This window comes from Simiaoa sp. (genome assembly GCF_051972595.1).
GTDB lineage: Bacteria > Bacillota > Clostridia > Lachnospirales > Lachnospiraceae > Acetatifactor > Acetatifactor hominis.
The window spans coordinates 18,917-35,638 of record NZ_JBOKRY010000018.1 but is presented as its reverse complement, the minus strand read 5'-3'; the positions used below and the strand labels follow the sequence as shown (position 1 = coordinate 35,638).

At 46.2% G+C, this 16,722-nt stretch carries 14 protein-coding genes; 9 read left to right on the top strand and 5 right to left on the bottom strand.

The window, feature by feature from the left end; translation table 11 throughout:
* Positions 1-135 precede the first annotated feature (135 nt).
* Positions 136-1,596 (top strand): glutamate--tRNA ligase, encoded by a 1,461-nt coding sequence (gene gltX, locus ACTRDR_RS08255; protein WP_176864702.1) that lies wholly within the window; start codon positions 136-138, stop codon positions 1,594-1,596.
* Positions 1,550-3,499 carry an ATP-dependent helicase gene (locus tag ACTRDR_RS08250; protein WP_440526880.1) on the top strand — a complete coding sequence of 650 codons (1,950 nt, stop codon included), beginning with the start codon at positions 1,550-1,552 and terminating at the stop codon, positions 3,497-3,499. The genes gltX and ACTRDR_RS08250 overlap by 47 nt, the downstream gene beginning before the upstream one ends.
* Here the strand turns inward: ACTRDR_RS08250 and ACTRDR_RS08245 are convergent.
* A complete protein-coding gene (locus ACTRDR_RS08245; protein WP_176864706.1) occupies positions 3,471-3,803 on the bottom strand; it encodes a DUF1292 domain-containing protein in 333 nt (110 codons plus the stop codon). The genes ACTRDR_RS08250 and ACTRDR_RS08245 overlap by 29 nt on opposite strands.
* Before the next feature lie 155 nt (positions 3,804-3,958).
* Between ACTRDR_RS08245 and ACTRDR_RS08240 the strand changes: the two genes are divergently transcribed.
* From ACTRDR_RS08240 to ACTRDR_RS08230, 3 genes are read left to right on the top strand one after another with little or no spacing between them, the layout of a single operon-like run.
* Entirely contained in the window at positions 3,959-5,893 is a 1,935-nt protein-coding gene (locus tag ACTRDR_RS08240; RefSeq protein ID WP_440526878.1) for an alpha-amylase family glycosyl hydrolase, read from the top strand.
* 9 nt (positions 5,894-5,902) lie between these two features.
* Positions 5,903-6,475: a DUF5662 family protein gene (locus ACTRDR_RS08235; protein WP_022153142.1), complete on the top strand. Its 573-nt coding sequence runs from the start codon at positions 5,903-5,905 to the stop codon at positions 6,473-6,475.
* 34 nt (positions 6,476-6,509) lie between these two features.
* Entirely contained in the window at positions 6,510-6,752 is a 243-nt protein-coding gene (locus ACTRDR_RS08230) for a hypothetical protein (RefSeq protein WP_440526877.1), read from the top strand.
* A 69-nt stretch (positions 6,753-6,821) separates the two neighbouring features.
* On the opposite strand, the gene ACTRDR_RS08225 is transcribed toward ACTRDR_RS08230, so the two are convergent.
* The 4 genes from ACTRDR_RS08225 to ACTRDR_RS08210 are packed head-to-tail and all read right to left on the bottom strand — an operon-like array spanning position 6,822 to position 10,568.
* Entirely contained in the window at positions 6,822-7,886 is a 1,065-nt protein-coding gene (locus tag ACTRDR_RS08225) for an ABC transporter substrate-binding protein (RefSeq protein WP_440526876.1), read from the bottom strand.
* Positions 7,887-7,916: 30 nt separating this feature from the next.
* Positions 7,917-8,693: an ABC transporter permease gene (locus ACTRDR_RS08220; RefSeq protein WP_022153139.1), complete on the bottom strand. Its 777-nt coding sequence runs from the start codon at positions 8,691-8,693 to the stop codon at positions 7,917-7,919.
* Positions 8,690-9,502, bottom strand: a complete 813-nt coding sequence (locus ACTRDR_RS08215; RefSeq protein ID WP_176864714.1) for an ABC transporter permease subunit — start codon at positions 9,500-9,502, stop codon at positions 8,690-8,692. Before ACTRDR_RS08215 ends, ACTRDR_RS08220 begins: the two co-directional genes overlap by 4 nt.
* Complete coding sequence (locus ACTRDR_RS08210) at positions 9,495-10,568, bottom strand: polyamine ABC transporter ATP-binding protein (protein ID WP_176864715.1); 1,074 nt, start codon at positions 10,566-10,568, stop codon at positions 9,495-9,497. The genes ACTRDR_RS08215 and ACTRDR_RS08210 overlap by 8 nt, the downstream gene beginning before the upstream one ends.
* Positions 10,569-10,839: 271 nt before the next feature.
* On the opposite strand from ACTRDR_RS08210, the gene ACTRDR_RS08205 reads away from it, so the two are divergent.
* The 4 genes from ACTRDR_RS08205 to ACTRDR_RS08190 all read left to right on the top strand — a co-directional run bounded on the left by ACTRDR_RS08205 (position 10,840) and on the right by ACTRDR_RS08190 (position 16,679).
* Complete coding sequence (locus tag ACTRDR_RS08205; protein WP_440526873.1) at positions 10,840-11,892, top strand: lactonase family protein; 1,053 nt, start codon at positions 10,840-10,842, stop codon at positions 11,890-11,892.
* A 275-nt stretch (positions 11,893-12,167) separates the two neighbouring features.
* The gene (locus tag ACTRDR_RS08200) at positions 12,168-13,409 is read left to right on the top strand and encodes a DUF1015 domain-containing protein (protein ID WP_440526871.1); all 1,242 of its coding nucleotides are present in this window, start codon (positions 12,168-12,170) and stop codon (positions 13,407-13,409) included.
* Positions 13,410-13,478: 69 nt separating this feature from the next.
* Positions 13,479-15,815, top strand: coding sequence for a 1,4-alpha-glucan branching protein GlgB (glgB, locus tag ACTRDR_RS08195; RefSeq protein ID WP_440526869.1), 2,337 nt, complete (start codon positions 13,479-13,481; stop codon positions 15,813-15,815).
* 6 nt (positions 15,816-15,821) lie between these two features.
* A complete protein-coding gene (locus tag ACTRDR_RS08190; RefSeq protein WP_249327023.1) occupies positions 15,822-16,679 on the top strand; it encodes a mechanosensitive ion channel family protein in 858 nt (285 codons plus the stop codon).
* Positions 16,680-16,722 lie beyond the last annotated feature (43 nt).

The window sequence follows — 16,722 nt, the reverse complement described above, 5'->3', positions numbered from 1 at the left end:
GTTTTTGAAAAAAGGCGGTAGAATAAGTAAGAGGTCTGCCCGGGAGATGGTGGACAGGAATATATAAGCAGGAAAGCGTATACCGGAAGACCGTAGCCCGGATATGGATGAATTCCCTGCGGAAATGAGGAGAAAATGACAAAGATCAGAACAAGATACGCACCCAGCCCTACCGGTAAAATGCATGTAGGTAATCTGCGGTCCGCATTATATGAATTTTTGATTGCAAAGCATGCCGGCGGAGATTTCATGCTCCGTATCGAGGATACCGACCAGGAGCGCTATGTGGAAGGCGCTACCGAGATCATCTATCGTACACTGGAGAAGACCGGACTGGTACATGATGAGGGACCCGATAAGGACGGCGGCTACGGTCCTTACGTACAGAGTGAGCGTATGAAGACCGGTATCTATATGAAATATGCCAAGGAGCTGATCGATAAGGGCGAGGCATATTATTGCTTCTGTGATAAGGAGAGACTGGCTTCCCTGAAGACCGAGGTGGTGGACGGTAAGGAGATCACCGTATACGACAAGCACTGCCTGTCTCTGTCCAAGGAAGAGATCGAGGCAAATCTCGCTGCTGGCAAGCCTTTTGTCATCCGTCAGAACAACCCCAAGGAAGGAACTACAACATTCCACGATGAGTTATACGGAGACATTACCGTAGATAATTCCCAGCTGGATGATATGATCCTGATCAAATCCGACGGCTATCCTACTTACAATTTTGCCAACGTAGTAGATGACCATACCATGAATATCACGCATGTGGTACGAGGCAATGAATATCTGTCCTCCTCCCCGAAGTATGTGCGTCTGTATGATGCTTTCGGCTGGCAGGTGCCGGTATATATCCATCTGCCCCTGATCACCGATGAGAACCACAAGAAGCTGTCTAAGAGAAGTGGACATGCTTCCTTCGAGGACCTGATCGATCAGGGATTCATTACCGAGGCAATTGTCAACTATGTGGCACTGCTGGGATGGAGCCCGGAGGATAATCGTGAGATCTTTTCTCTGGATGAACTGATCAAGGAGTTTGACTATCATCGTATCAGCAAGTCTCCCGCAGTCTTCGATATTGTAAAGCTGCGTTGGATGAACGGCGAGTACCTGAAGGCTATGGACTTCGATAAATTCTACGAGATGGCAGAACCTTATCTGAAGAATGCGATCAGTAAACCCTTAGATCTTAAGAAGATCGCAGCCATGGTAAAGACCCGAATTGAAGTATTCCCGGATATCACCGGACTGGTAGATTTCTTCGAGGAACTTCCGGAGTATGATGTGGCAATGTACACACATAAGAAGATGAAGACTACCGCAGAGAGTTCTCTGGAGGTATTAAAAGACCTGCTTCCGATCCTGGAGGCACAGGAGGATTACAGCAATGACGGGCTGTATCAGGCTCTTGTAAAATATGTGGAGGAAAAGGGCTGCAAGAACGGTTATGTGATGTGGCCGATTCGTACCGCTGTATCCGGCAAGCAGATGACACCTGCCGGTGCTACGGAGATCATGGAAGTCCTGGGCAAGGAGGAATCTCTTGCAAGAATCCGCAAAGGAATCGAATTATTACAGGCAAATGTCTGATCTTACAAATTATAATCCCTCCCAGCGGGAGGCTGTGACGTTCGGAGAGGGTCCGCTTTTGGTACTGGCGGGCCCGGGCTCCGGCAAGACATTTACCATTACACAGAGAATCCTCTATCTGATCCATGAGAAACAGATCCCGCCACAGAAGCTTTTGGTAATCACTTTTACCAGAGAAGCGGCGGTCTCCATGAGACAGCGTTTTTTACAGATTTCTCCACAACATACCACCGTCAACTTTGGAACATTTCATTCTTGTTTTTATCAGATACTGCTCAGATCGGGCAGAGTTTCACCAGGTAATATTTTAAATGAAAAACAGAAAAAGGAACTGATTTATCCGGTTCTGAAAAAAATAAAAGCACACAACGCATTGTCCGCCACAGACTTGCCGGAGCTGGCGAAAAACCTTCTCACAGCAATCGGTTATTATAAAAATACCGGCGATCTGCAAAGCAGCATGGACAGACTTCCGGAAGAATGGAAGAATGACTTTGCACAGGTTTATTCCGGGTATGAGGAAGCGAGAAAAAGAATCCGGGGACTGGATTTTGACGATATGCTGAAGGAATGTGAGGAACTTCTGCAAAAAGATGACGCAATGCGGGCCTATTGGCAGAATCTTTTTTCTTATATTTTAATTGATGAATTTCAGGATATTAATTACAGACAGTATTGCATTGTGCGGCTACTGGCCCAGAAGCATAAAAATGTATTCGCAGTGGGAGATGATGATCAGGCGATTTACGGGTTCCGTGGAGCTAAACCTGCCTGCATGAAGCAGTTTGTACAGGAATTCGGGGCAAAACAGATCATACTTTCGACGAATTACCGCAGCCATCAGGATATTGTGGAAGCATCCCTGGCGGTGATAGCGGAGAACAGTGATCGATTCCCAAAGAATCTGGAACCTTGTGAAGCCAACAGGCGGCACTTGGGCAAGATGGATAAAAAGAATTATCATGTTAGAATTCGGGAGTTTAGTGGTGCTAAGGAACAACTGCAGTTTCTGATGCGACAATTAAAGGATCGGACAGAGGGAGAAACTTATGGGATCTTGTTTCGTACCAACCTGGCAATGCAGAGCGTGGCAGCCGGTCTGACCAGGGAAGGAATTCCGTTTTCCATAAAAGAACATGGGAAAAATATTTATGACCATTTTATTGTACAGGATATTCTTGCATATCTTCGGATAGCGCAGGGGACGGCGGCGAGAGCGGATTATCTGCGAGTGGTCAATAAGCCGTTTCGGAATATTTCGCGAGAGGCATTTGGAGGTGAGGTATCCCTGCAGGCACTGGAACACTACTATGCGGATCTGATGAGACAAACAGGGGCTGGCTATCTGCGAAGTGCTTACGATGCCGTACGACTATTAAGGAGACAGATGGAATTCGTGAAAAATACAGATCTGAAGCTGGCAGTATGGTTCCTTCGAAAAGCCTGTGGATACGAGAATTATCTGCAACAGAGACAGAGGATGGAACAGACGGAAGAATGGATGGAAATTTTAGATTTTATCACGGAGGAAGCAGGGCAGTATAAAACGCTGCGGGAATGGCAGGAAGCACAGGAAGTTTACAGAGAACAGCTGCAAAAGGAAAATGAGCATCATCCTAAGAAGGGCAGGGAAGAAAGCGCAGATTGCCAGATCCGTTTACTTACCGTGCATGCATCCAAAGGACTGGAATTCGATCACGTGTGGATCCCGGACTGTAATGAGAAGACATTTCCTCATGGCAATGTACAGGATACGGAACACCTTGAAGAAGAGCGAAGGATCTTCTATGTGGCAATGACCAGAGCAAAAAAAGACCTGGAACTTCTCTGCCTTACAGGTACAGCAGAGCGTCCCAGGTTCCCATCCAGATTCCTTATTCCTCTGAATCGTTATCGTCGATGATCTCATCGAATTCACAACTGTCCAGATACTCGTCAAAAGCATCGGCAACTTTTTCGTAGACATCATCATCTTCAATGTATTCGAGAACAGGCTCTTCATTCGGGTCATCCGGATTCTCGGCATATCCGTAGAACCATACTTCTCCGTCTTCGTTTTCGCCGTCTTCATCCAGAGGCAAAAGCACGATATAATCCTTAGCCTCCACGGTGAGAATGGTGATGATCGCACAGTTTACGACAGTGCCATCTTCCAGTTCCAGCTCAACGGTCATTTCTTCATCTTCATAACTTTCTTTTTTACCCATGGGAATCCTCCTGTGATGTTTTTTGGGTGTAACAGTACTTTGTTCCCTTATTATAACCGTTTACGGATATTCTTGCAATGCTTGTTTTTCTTAAGGTTACCGACTATAATAAAATAGTGAGAAAAGACAAATCAGCCAGAAGATGGAGTGTAGCAATGACAGAAAAAAAGCATGCAATAAAGCCGTATCCGCTGGGAGCACATCCGGAGGACGGAGCAATCCGCTTCGCCTACGCGTCCGGGAAAAAGGATTGCGGCATTATCCTATATGACAGAGAGAGCGGTAAAAAATTACACAAAATCCCATTCTGCCGAGAAGAGCGGATGGGAAATGTCTACTGCAAATACCTGGAACTGGATCCTAAACAGATCGGATATCAGTTCTATGAAGAGGAACGAATCGTGCCGGATCTGCATGCACGGGGCTTCTTAAGTAAGCCTGCTTACGGAAAAATACGAAAAAATGGCAATCGCATTGCGGTATTTCCCGGAGAGGATTTCGACTGGGAGCAGGATGAACACCCGATGCTTTCCTATTGTGAGAGCGTATGTTATTGCATGCATGTCCGTGGCTTTACCATGCATGCTTCCTCCAAGGTGGCACACAGAGGCACCTTTGCAGGAATTGCGGAGAAACTGGATTATCTGCAGGAAATCGGCATCACGACGGTGGAAATGCAGCCTGTTTATGAATTTGATGAGACTCCGGATGAGGTGATCCCGAAGACATCCGCAGATATGGCAGCCACAGCAGGAGAAAATGGTGGAGAATTCCCCGGTTACCTTGTACTGAACTACTGGGGCTACCGGGAGGGATTTTATTATGCACCAAAAGCAGCCTATGCGGCAGGAGAAGATGCGGCAACGGAATTCAGACAACTGGTGAAGGAATTCCATAAGCGCAGGATGGAAGTGATCTTACAGTTTTATTTCCCTAAAGGGATGGATGTGACAGAGATCGGGAATATTTTACGGTTCTGGGTATTAACTTATCATGTGGATGGGTTCCATCTGATGGGAGAGGTACCGGCACAGGCATTGGCAGGAGACCCTGCACTGCGAGATACCAAACTGTGGTATTACGATTTTGATGCAGCGAAGCTCTACGATCCGGCACAGAAGCCGGAGTATCGGAATCTTGCGGAATACCGGGACGATTATCTGTACACCATGCGCAGATTTTTAAAAGGCGATGATAACATGCTTTCGGGCGTTTTGTATGAGATGCGCCATATTCCTGCCAATATGGGACGGATCCATTATTTGTCCAATTATTACGGATTTACCCTGATGGATATGGTGTCTTATGACCATAAGCATAACGAAGCCAACGGCGAGGGCAATCGGGATGGTAACGATTATAATTGCAGCTGGAACTGTGGTGAGGAAGGTACCTCCCGACGCAAAAAAGTGCTGGCTCTCCGGCAAAAACAGTTACAGAATGCATTTTGTATGCTGTTATTGACCCAGTCCACGCCGCTGATCTTCATGGGAGACGAATTCGGTAATTCCCAACAGGGAAATAACAATCCCTACTGTCAGGATAATAAAATTACCTGGCTGAACTGGCAGGATAAGGAGAAAAATGCCGGACTGCTGGCTTTCTGGAAACAGATGATTGCTTTCCGTAAGGCACATCCGATCCTGCATCCGGAGGAAGAGCTTCGGATCCTGGATACGTTATCCTGTGGTTATCCGGATCTGTCCTACCACGGACAAAATGCATGGAGACCTCAGACAGAGAGTTATAACAGGCACGTGGGCATGATGTATTGCGGAAAATATGCAAAGACCAAGGCAGGTGCAGATGATTCTTTTCTCTATGTTGCCATGAATATGCATTGGGAACCTCAGAAGCTGGCATTTCCCAAGCTTCCGAAGGGTATGGAATGGAAATTGGTTTTAGCGACGGAAGAAGCAGGGAATATCCTGACAGTGCAGGAGAGAGAAGAACAGATGGCTGATCAGACGAGGACCGTAGCCCCCAGGAGCATTGCCGTCTACGAAGGCGTGATGGGAATATCACAGGACAAGGGAAAAAGTACCGGTAAGAGCCGGAAAAAGAAATCGGAAGCTTCTGAAGAAAGATGATAGAACGAAATGAATATCTGGAAACATTTTAAAACGATCACACACCATAAGGTCCTGGTGGCAAAGGGCTGCTTTAAGGTAGGTCTGTATAAACAGGGACTGTTACACGATATGTCGAAATACAGCCCCACAGAGTTCTGGGTAGGAGCAAAGTATTACCAGGGTGACCGCAGCCCCAACAACGCGGAGAGAGAGGATATCGGTTATTCCAGTGCCTGGCTGCACCACAAGGGCAGGAACAAACATCATTATGAATACTGGATCGATTACAGTATGCAGGCATTGCCGGGCGGAATGGCACCGGTACCCATGCCGGATCGTTATATTGCGGAGATGATCATGGACCGGATCGCCGCCAGTAAGGTTTACATGGGAGACAAATATACGGACAGATCACCGTTAGATTACTATTATCGGGGCACAGATAAGGCACCTATCCATCCTAAGACAAAGGCAAAGCTTCTGTATGTGCTGGAAATGCTGGCAGAACAGGGCGAAGAGAAAACCTTTCAATTTATCAAAGAGGAACTGGTACAGCATAAACGGTGTATGGACTGGCACCAGCTGGAAAAAGCGGAATAGAATAGTAAATAAACAGTGGTAAGTAGAGGATCCTATGAACTGTATCATTCTGTTATTATTACTATTTTGTGGTGGAAATTCCTGTGACAACAGCAATTGCTGTGGAAGCTCGAATGCCTGCGGCGCCCGCCGCCTGGAAGATGCGGGGTGCTGTGGAGACAGAGACTGCAGACCGCTAAGGCCGGATTTCCCGAATTTTACACCGGTGGATGATCCGGCATTTTCCAGAAGAAATGATGGGAAATGTGAGACCTGCGGATGTGAACAGAATTCCTGAAATATGGGAAGATCAAAAGCCCTCAGGCTGTACCTTCAGCTTGAGGGCTTTTCTTTGCTTTATATAGAATTAATTGGACATAACTTCTTTCCAGTATTTGTTGAAAAGCTCTTCGCCATCCTCACCGAGGTACAGGAAGGTCTCCAGATTGTTATACTGTGTCAGATCCGGGAAAGCGATGGGAGAGTTCTTCAGGTCCTCATCCTCGATCAGCTCTCTTGCAGCGGTATTGGGGGTACCGTAGGTAATGTACTCGAAATTCTTCAGAGCTACATCCGGACGGCACATGAAATCAATGAATTTCTCTGCATTTTCCTTGTTAGGAGCATTCTTGGGAATAACCCAGCCGTCAATCCATACATTTGTACCTTCCTCAGGAATGACATAATCGAGATCCGGATTTTCCCCGATCACATAAATGGCATCACCGGAGAACATTACACCGAGCGCAGCCTCGCCGCCGATCATTTTGTCACGTACCTGATCTACAACATATGCCTGTACCAGAGGCTTCTGGGCGATGAGATCATTGGTAGCTATCTGGAGCTCGGATTCGTCCAGACTGTTAGAAGAGAAGCCGTTTTTCTTCAGAGCAACCATAAAGCTGTCTTTAATAGAATCCATCATCAGAATATTATCAGCATATTTTTCATCCCACAGATCAGCCCATTTGGTGGGAGGAGTATCTACCATGGTTTTATTGTAGATGATTCCTACGGTTCCCCAGCAATAAGGAACACAATATTTGTTACCGGGATCGTAAGCAGCCGCCTGCTCGTAGTACTGGGCACCGATGTTTTCTTTGGCATTGGGAATCTTATCGTAATCCAGTTCCTGGATCAGATCATTCTCGATCATTTTCTGCACCATGTAATCGGAAGGACATACCACATCATAAGCGGATGAACCGGCTTCCACCTTTGGATACATGATCTCATTGGTCTCAAATTCGTCATAGACCACTTTAATACCGGTCTCTTCCTCAAACATAGTGAGAGTCTCCGGATCGATATATTCTCCCCAGTTGTAGACGATGACTTCACCGTTTTCTCCGGCAGAGGAAGCGGATCCGCAGCCGGTCAGAGCAGTTGCGGTAAGGATGCCGCACAGAAGCAGTGCAATAAATTTTTTCATTCATTTTCCTCCTAAAATATATAGAAAAAGTTATTTCTTTTTCTTTCCTTTGGGTGTGTAGTTTACTAACAAAAGTAAAATTAATACAGTTACGAATATAATGGTGGACAGTGCGTACATTTCCGGTTTAATGCCTTTTTTTACTTCTGTATAGATCTTGGTGGACAGGGTATCGACACCGGGACCCTTGGTAAAGTGGGTAATGATAAAGTCATCCAGTGACATGGTAAATGCCATCAGAAAACCGGATAAAATACCCGGCAGGATATCCGGAAATACTACTTTGAAAAAGGCATACGTATGAGAAGCGCCCAGGTCGAGGGCAGCTTCGTAGGTGCTGGGATTCAGCTGCTTCATACGGGGCATTACACTTAATATCACATAAGGAATATTAAAGGTAATGTGTGCAAGCAGAATGGTCCCGAAGCCAAACTTTATACCAAAGCTGAGGAACAGAAGCATCAGGGAGATACCGGTAACGATTTCTGCATTCAGCATTGGAATATTCGTGATCCCCATGAGGACAGCACGGCTGGTACGTTTCATGGACTGCATGGCGATGCAGGCGATCGTACCGATGAGGGTGGCGATCAGCGCAGATAATATTGCCAGCGCCAGTGTATTCCACAAAGCCTGCATGATCTGCTCGTTCCGGAACAAAGCCGCATACCACTTGGTCGTAAAACCGCCCCATTTTGCACGGGTCTTACTGGCATTGAAGGAGAGCACGATCAAGGTAATAATGGGGGCGTATAAAAAGATAAAAATCAGTCCCAGATATATTTTTTGTGCAGTTGTTTTGATCATAATGTGTTCGCCTCCCCTTCTTTATCCGTGATCACAGAGATCACCATATTGAAGATGATGAACAGCATCAATACGATGGAGAGACCGCTTCCCAGATTCCAGTTGCCGGTCTGGGTGAATTCCTGCTCGATGACATTACCGATGAGCAGGATCTTGCTGCCACCCAGGATCTTGCTGATGACGAAAGTAGTCAGGGCAGGGACAAACACCATGGTGATACCGCTGAACATGCCGGGCAGACTTAAGGGGAAAATGATACGAAAGAAAGTCTGTGCACCGTTGGCACCCAGGTCATAGGCGGCGTTGATTACATTTTTGTCGATTTTGACCAGCACGTTATACAGAGGCAGTACCATAAAAGGCAAAAAGTTATATACCATACCCAGTACAATGGCGTAGGGGGTATTGATGATATTTAACGACGGCAGATGCAGGGCGGAGAGGATGCTGTTGATCACACCGGTCTTCTCAAGCAGAGTCTGCCATGCCAGGGTACGAAGCAGAAAATTCATCCACATGGGCAAAATGAAAATCAGTACCAGGAATGAATTCTGATTCACATTCATGTTACACAGGATCATAGCAAGAGGATATGCTAAAAGCAGGCAGATCACAGTACTGATCACAGATAACTTCAAAGCCTCCCACAGAGCCTTGGAATGCTCGACGGTAGCGATCGCCAGAATATTATCAAATGTAAATGCGCCGCTCTTATCGGTCAGACCATAGTAGAAGACCATGCACAGAGGCACGATTACAAACATGGCTGACCAGAAGATAAAAGGGAGCGATAACAATTTTCTATTCATTGACTCCAATGGCCTCCTCGTCCTCAGATTCCGGCTTCTTCATGATCTGGATGTTAAAAGGATCAACCTTGATGCCGACTTTGGTTCCAACGGGAACCATTTTCGTGGACTGAACCAGCCATTCAAAGCCATTAGCCATAACTTCCATCTCATAATGAACACCCTTGAAGATAGAGTGGATCAGGGTACCCTGGAGGATGCCTTCCTCCGGCGCTACCAGCTCCACATCCTCGGGACGGATGACAACATCTACGGGCTTATTCTCACCGAAACCGGTATCTACACAGTCAAAACGGGCACCCAGGATCTCTACCAGACGATCTCTGATCATGGTGGCACCGATGATATTACTGTCACCGATAAAATCGGCAACGAAAGCATTTTCCGGTTCATTATAGATGCTCTCAGGAGTACCGATCTGCTGGATATAACCCTGGTTCATGACTACGATGGTATCGGACATGGTCAGAGCCTCTTCCTGGTCATGGGTGACATAGATGAAGGTGATGCCAAGCTCGTTCTTCAGGCGGATCAGCTCATACTGCATGTCCTGGCGCAGCTTCAGATCCAGGGCGCCCAAAGGCTCGTCTAAGAGCAGGAGCTTGGGCTCGTTCACGATCGCACGGGCGATGGCGATACGCTGTTGTTGACCGCCGCTTAAGGAATCCGGCATACGGTTCTCAAAACCATCCAGATTGACTAACTTCAGAGCGTATTTAATTTTATCATTAATATAAGATTTACTTTTACCACTGATCTTTAATCCGAAAGCGATGTTTTCCGCAATGGTCATATGCGGGAACAAGGCATATTTTTGGAATACAGTATTCAGATTGCGCTTATTGGGTGGAAGGTTAGTGATATCCCGGCCTTCGAAAATGACCTGACCTTTGTCGGGAGTCTCGAAACCGCCCAGAATACGGAGGGTTGTAGTCTTTCCGCAGCCACTGGGTCCCAACAGTGTCAGGAACTCATTCTCGCGGATGTACAGATTGAGATCATCCAGAACCATCTGATTGTCAAATGATTTTGAAATGTTCACTAAATTGACTAAAGCATTTTTCATCAATTTTTCCTTCCTGATGTAAAAAATCCTGCAAAAAATTATCGAAAAACCTAAATGAAAATTTTTTGCAAGTCGAATTAATATTATACGTAAATACATGGAAAGTCAATGTGAAGTTTTGCATTTTCCGGGCTAATTTACATAAACTTTACCACCTGGAAAAAACAGTAGTATTTTTCGGGAATTTTACAGAAAAAATGTTTCACAATTTTCAGAATTGTGCTATATTTATAAACATAAAAAGATATAGAATGCTAAGGAGGATCCGGTCATGAGCAAGGGAAAATATGTTGCCTATGTTTCCAGTTATACACAGGGGGACAGTCACGGTATCAGAATATATGATGTGGATATGAAAAACGGTCGTTTTAAGGAAAAAGATAAAGTAGAGATCACCAACTCTTCTTACCTGACTATTTCCCATAACGGAAAGTTTCTTTATTCTATAACGGATTTTGGTGTAGAAGCTTATACGATCATGGCGGACGGCGATCTGGAATTGATCAATTTCGCACCGATCAACGGTATGAGAGGATGTTATGTATCTACGGATTACACCGATCAGTATCTGTTTGTGGCAGGTTATCATGACGGTAAGCTGACTGTACTCCGGCTGAAGGAGGATGGTTCCATCGGAGAGATCACCGACGAGATCTATCATAAAGGACTGGGCAGTATGGCAGAGCGCAACTTCCGCCCTCACATCAACTGTGCCCGTATGACGCATGACAACAAATATCTGCTGGTAGCGGATCAGGGAATGGATCATGTCAATGTGTATCGTTTTGATATGGAGAAGGGTAAGGTGAAGCTGGAGGATATCATCCGCAGTGAGATGGAATCCGCACCCCGTCATATCAAGATCTCGGAGGATGGCAGATATATTTATATCCTGCATGAACTGAAGTGTTACATTGATGTCTATGAGTACGCGGATCATAATAATGATCCAACTTTCGAGAAGATTCAGACGGTAGAGCTGATCAAGCTGACCAGAGGCAATACGAACAGTGCCAGCGCATTCAGTTTTTCTCTGGATTATAATTATCTGCTCAGCTCCATCGCAGGAGATAATTCGGTTATTGTATTTGATGTGGATAAGAAGACGGGATTGCTTAAGAAGAATTTCCTGCTGCCGGTCAGCGGTGAGTACCCGAAGGATGCGGAGTTCTTCCCGGATAATAAGTTTCTGGTGTCTTTGAATCATGAAAGTAATACGATGACTTTCTTCCATATTGATCTGGAGCATGGAACGATGATCATGAATGGACCGGCGATGAAGGTCAATATGCCCAACTGTATTGTGTTCCATAAGTTGGGGTAGGTATTATTTTAGAAATAAAAACCCCCACAGCCCCGGATGGGGTAAGAATAATCCCCGTAGCCCGCATTGGGGCTAAGAACCGCAGACCCGTTTTCACTTCGGACGCAGACCGTAGCGGTACATAAGCGAGGAAAGTACCCTCGCTAAGTGCCGACGGCTGCTTAGAGTCTGCTTGTTCTTACCCCAACTGCGGGCTACTTGTTTATGGAAATAACCTTGTGATATGAGATGGGATTTGGTAAAATAGGATTATATAGAAATTGGGAGGTAGGAGTATGGCACAGATCAGACCATTTAAGGCATATCGTCCCTGTCAGGGGATGGAGGAGAGGATTGCGGCGCTTCCTTATGATGTATATAACAGGGCGGAAGCGTGTGAAGTGGTGAAGAAGAATCCGGAATCTTTTCTGGCGGTTGACCGTGCGGAGACGCAGTTTGGTGAGGAAGTAGACACGTATGCGGACTGTGTGTATGAGAAAGCGGATCAGATGCTTCGGGAGAAAATTCAGGAGGGAAAATTCGTACAGGACCCGACGCCATGTTTCTATCTGTATGAACTGACGATGGATGGACACAGTCAGACCGGGGTGGTAGGCTGTGCATCAATTGATGATTATCGGAACAATGTGATCAAAAAGCATGAGAATACCAGGGCGGACAAGGAGGAAGACCGTATTCGTCATGTGGATACGTGCAGTATGCAGACGGGACCGATTTTCCTGGCGTATCGGGCGAAGGAGGATCTGAAGGAGAAAATCGGAGAGTTAAAAAAGCAGGCGCCGGTCTATGATTTTGTCAGTGAAGATGGAATCGGGCATCGTGTGTGGGTGATTGATAACGATGCGGATGTAGCGATGATTGAGGAGACTTTTGGGAAGATCCCGGCAATCTATATTGCGGATGGGCATCATCGATGTGCTTCCGCAGTGAAAGTTGGGTTGAAGAGGAGAGAACAGTATCCGGATTATACCGGAGAAGAGGAATTTAATTATTTTCTTTCCGTGATTTTCCCGGATGAAGAGTTACGTATCCTGGATTACAATCGTGTAGTGAAGGATCTGAACGGACTGGATGCAGCAGCTTTCCTTACACGTATTGGAAAATATTTCACAGTGGAGAAAATGGGACGGGCTCCTTACAGACCCACAAAGAAGGGCATGTTTGGCATGTATCTGGAGGATGAATGGTACTGTCTTGTCGCAAAAGAGGAAATAAAAAGTGAGGATGCCGTAGAGGGACTGGATGTATCGCTTTTGCAGAATTATCTGTTAGATCCCGTTTTGGGGATTAAGGATCCGAAGACAGATAAGAGAATTGATTTTGTCGGAGGTATCCGGGGACTGGGAGAACTGGAACGGAGAGTACATGCGGATATGAAGGTGGCGTTCTCAATGTATCCCACATCCATTGCAGAGCTTTTTGCGGTGGCGGACGCAGGACGGCTGATGCCTCCGAAGTCCACCTGGTTCGAGCCGAAGCTTCGAAGCGGGCTGTTCCTGCATGAGATTGAGCGGTAACCCGCAGGTTTTCTAAAGGCAAAAATGACAGAATAGAATGCAGCAATCGCGCCGCAGAAAAGAGGGAATATGACAAACAAACTTTATAAATTGATGAACTGGCCCCAAATAGAAGAGATCACCTATTCCGAATGCGATAATCCCCATGAGCTGTTGGGACCCCATAAGCAGGGAAGCAAAATGCTGGTACAGGCATACTTCCCGGGAGCAGAGAAAGTCACGATCCACTGGAAGAAGACCGGACAGGTGGGAGAAGCATTTCTTATGGATGTTCCCATGGAACTGGCAGATGAAGAGGGATATTTTGCAGCACTGGTAAATGCAGGGAAAATGGCACCTTATGAATATGTAGTGGAATATGGTAAGACCGAAAACCGTGAGGCACGCAGAATGATCTGTGGGGATGCGTACCGGCATGTTCCGCAGATCACGAAGGAAGACATGGATCGTTTTGCCGCCGGCATTCATTATACAATCTATGAAAAGCTGGGAGCACATCCCATGGAACTGGATGGGGACGAGGGAACCTATTTTGCCGTCTGGGCGCCGAATGCCATGCGTGTCAGCGTAGTCGGTGATTTTAATGAATGGGACGGGCGGATCCATCAGATGAGACGGTTAGGGGATTCCGGTATCTTTGAACTGTTTATTCCCGGAGCGGAAGCCGGAGACTGTTACAAATACGAGTTGAAGATCAAGGGAGGACTTACTTATCTGAAGGCGGATCCCTACGGCAATGCAGCACAGAAGAGACCGGAGACGGCTTCTGTAATTGCGGATATCCGTAATTATCAATGGGAGGACGACGAATTCCTGAAAAGCCGCGAAAAATATCAGTGCGGTAATGCTCCGGTGAGCGTCTATGAAATGTATCTGGGAAGCTTTGTGACCCCGGATGAAGGACAGGATTATGTCAATTACCGGGAAATTGCCCCGAAGGTTATAGAATATGTAAAGAAAATGGGATATACCCATGTGGAACTGCTGCCGGTGATGGAACATCCCTTAGACGCATCCTGGGGATATCAGGTCATCGGTTATTATGCACCGACTGCCAGATACGGTACACCGGAGGACTTTATGTTCTTCGTGAATGCACTGCATAAGGCGGGAATCGGTGTGATCCTTGACTGGGTGCCTGCACATTTTCCGAGAGATTCTTATGGATTAGCTGCATTTGACGGCACCTGTCTTTATGAGCATCAGGATCCCAGACAGGGCAGTCATCCTCACTGGGGAACCCTGATCTACAATTACGGTCGTCCACAGGTATCGAATTATCTGATCGCTAACGCACTGTTCTGGGTGGAGAAATATCATGCGGATGGTATCCGTATGGATGCAGTAGCCAGCATGCTTTATCTGGATTACGGCAGACAGGACGGGGAATGGATTCCCAATATGTACGGTGGTAACGAGAACCTGGAAGCCATTGAAATGATCAAACACTTAAATTCCATCCTGAAAAAGAGAGATCCCGGAGTATTATCCATCGCGGAGGAGAGTACGGCATTTCCAATGATCACCGGCTCCCTGGAAGAGGGGGGACTTGGCTTTGATCTGAAGTGGAATATGGGCTTCATGAACGATTATCTGGATTATATCAAATACGATCCGTATTTCAGAAGCCACCATCACGGAGAACTTACCTTCAGCATGATCTATGCTTACAGTGAGAAATTCATGCTGGTATTTTCCCATGATGAAGTGGTACACGGGAAGGGGACTTTGCTTGGCAAGATGCCGGGAGACAGAGCGCAGAAACTTGCCAACTTACGTCTGACCTACGGCTATATGATGACTCATCCCGGGAAAAAGCTCCTTTTCATGGGACAGGATCTGGCGGAAGAAAAAGAATGGAACGAAATGCGTCAGGTAGAATGGGCACTGGAAGAACAGAAGGAAAATGCCGGAGTCCAGAGACTGGTGAAGGATCTGAATGCATTATACAGAGAGAATAAGGCACTGTACGAATGTGACGATCAGGCGAAGGGATTCCAGTGGATGAACGAGATCTCTGCCAATGAATGTTATGTAAGCTTTGTGCGCAAGGGAGAAGAAGCGGAGGAACTGCTTTTGGTCGTAGCAAACTTCTCCGGTGTGCCCAGAGAGATCACAACAGGAGTTCCTTATGAAGGAAAATACAAGGAGATTCTGAACACGGATGCTGTCTGCTATGGTGGTACCGGTGTGGTCAATGACCGTATGAAACGGGCAGAGGATGTGGAATGGGATAATAAAAATACGTCCGTTACCGTGAAACTGGCACCGCTATCCTTGAGCATTCTGCAATTTATTCCTTACACAGAGGCTGAACTGGAAAAAGTGATCGAGAAGCGTATCCGTAAAAATACGCCCATTCGTAAGACAACGAACAAGACAGCAAAAAAGAAACAGGAGAAATAACACAACATGGATCTGACAGATAACGTAATCAAAGAGGTACAGCAAAAGGAAGGACTGATAGCGTCTTTTCTGGATACCCTTCCGGAGAAAGCATTGAACTTAGGCATCCGTATCGGACTGGCACTGATATTTTTCTTCATCGGTGTAGAACTGATCAAGCTGATCCGCAAGATCATCCGCAAGTCCATGAACCGCGCGGGAGCGGAAACGGGAGTGATCCAGTTCGTGGATTCGTTCGTGAAGGCTTCTTTATATATTATACTGATCCTGACCCTGGCATCCTCCTTTGGCGTTGATGCTGCCAGTATCGTGGCACTGCTTGGCTCAGCCGGAGTGGCAGTGGGACTGGCTGTACAGGGAAGTCTGTCTAACCTGGCGGGCGGTGTGCTGATTTTATTATTGAAGCCGTTTAAGGTGGGAGATTACATTGTGGAAGGCTCCTCCGGTAAGGAAGGTACCGTAAAAGAGATCCAGATCTTCTATACAAAGCTGTTAACCTATGATAATCAGACGATTATTCTTCCCAACGGCAATCTGGCGAATAACACCATTGTGAATGTCACTGCTGCCGAATCCAGACGATGTGATGTGAAGGTGTCTGTTGCTTACAGCGCAGATATTAGGAAAGCAAAGGAAGTCCTGACAAAGGTTCTCTCTGAAGACCCTGATACTATAAAGGAAAGAGAGCATTTTGTATTTGTAGATGAACTGGCAGACTCCGGAATCAACCTATGTGTACGCTGCTGGTTCAAAAATGAGGATTTCTGGCAGGGAAAATGGCGTATTACCGAACAATGTAAGTATGCACTTGATAAAGCAGAAATTGAAATTCCGTTCCCGCAGATGGATGTGCATATGCGTTAATTAAAAATAGATATTGAATTTTACAGACTATAATGATAATATT

What these genes read in the sequence shown, in the direction of transcription:
- ACTRDR_RS08205 (WP_440526873.1), top strand. Translation starts at nt 10,840, where the DNA reads ATGAGCAAGGGAAAATATGTTGCCTATGTTTCCAGTTATACACAGGGG.
- ACTRDR_RS08235 (WP_022153142.1), top strand. Translation starts at nt 5,903, where the DNA reads ATGAATATCTGGAAACATTTTAAAACGATCACACACCATAAGGTCCTG.
- ACTRDR_RS08220 (WP_022153139.1), bottom strand. Translation starts at nt 8,693, where the DNA reads ATGATCAAAACAACTGCACAAAAAATATATCTGGGACTGATTTTTATC.
- ACTRDR_RS08225 (WP_440526876.1), bottom strand. Translation starts at nt 7,886, where the DNA reads ATGAAAAAATTTATTGCACTGCTTCTGTGCGGCATCCTTACCGCAACT.
- ACTRDR_RS08200 (WP_440526871.1), top strand. Translation starts at nt 12,168, where the DNA reads ATGGCACAGATCAGACCATTTAAGGCATATCGTCCCTGTCAGGGGATG.
- ACTRDR_RS08230 (WP_440526877.1), top strand. Translation starts at nt 6,510, where the DNA reads ATGAACTGTATCATTCTGTTATTATTACTATTTTGTGGTGGAAATTCC.
- ACTRDR_RS08190 (WP_249327023.1), top strand. Translation starts at nt 15,822, where the DNA reads ATGGATCTGACAGATAACGTAATCAAAGAGGTACAGCAAAAGGAAGGA.
- ACTRDR_RS08215 (WP_176864714.1), bottom strand. Translation starts at nt 9,502, where the DNA reads ATGAATAGAAAATTGTTATCGCTCCCTTTTATCTTCTGGTCAGCCATG.
- ACTRDR_RS08240 (WP_440526878.1), top strand. Translation starts at nt 3,959, where the DNA reads ATGACAGAAAAAAAGCATGCAATAAAGCCGTATCCGCTGGGAGCACAT.
- ACTRDR_RS08245 (WP_176864706.1), bottom strand. Translation starts at nt 3,803, where the DNA reads ATGGGTAAAAAAGAAAGTTATGAAGATGAAGAAATGACCGTTGAGCTG.
- gltX (WP_176864702.1), top strand. Translation starts at nt 136, where the DNA reads ATGACAAAGATCAGAACAAGATACGCACCCAGCCCTACCGGTAAAATG.
- glgB (WP_440526869.1), top strand. Translation starts at nt 13,479, where the DNA reads ATGACAAACAAACTTTATAAATTGATGAACTGGCCCCAAATAGAAGAG.
- ACTRDR_RS08210 (WP_176864715.1), bottom strand. Translation starts at nt 10,568, where the DNA reads ATGAAAAATGCTTTAGTCAATTTAGTGAACATTTCAAAATCATTTGAC.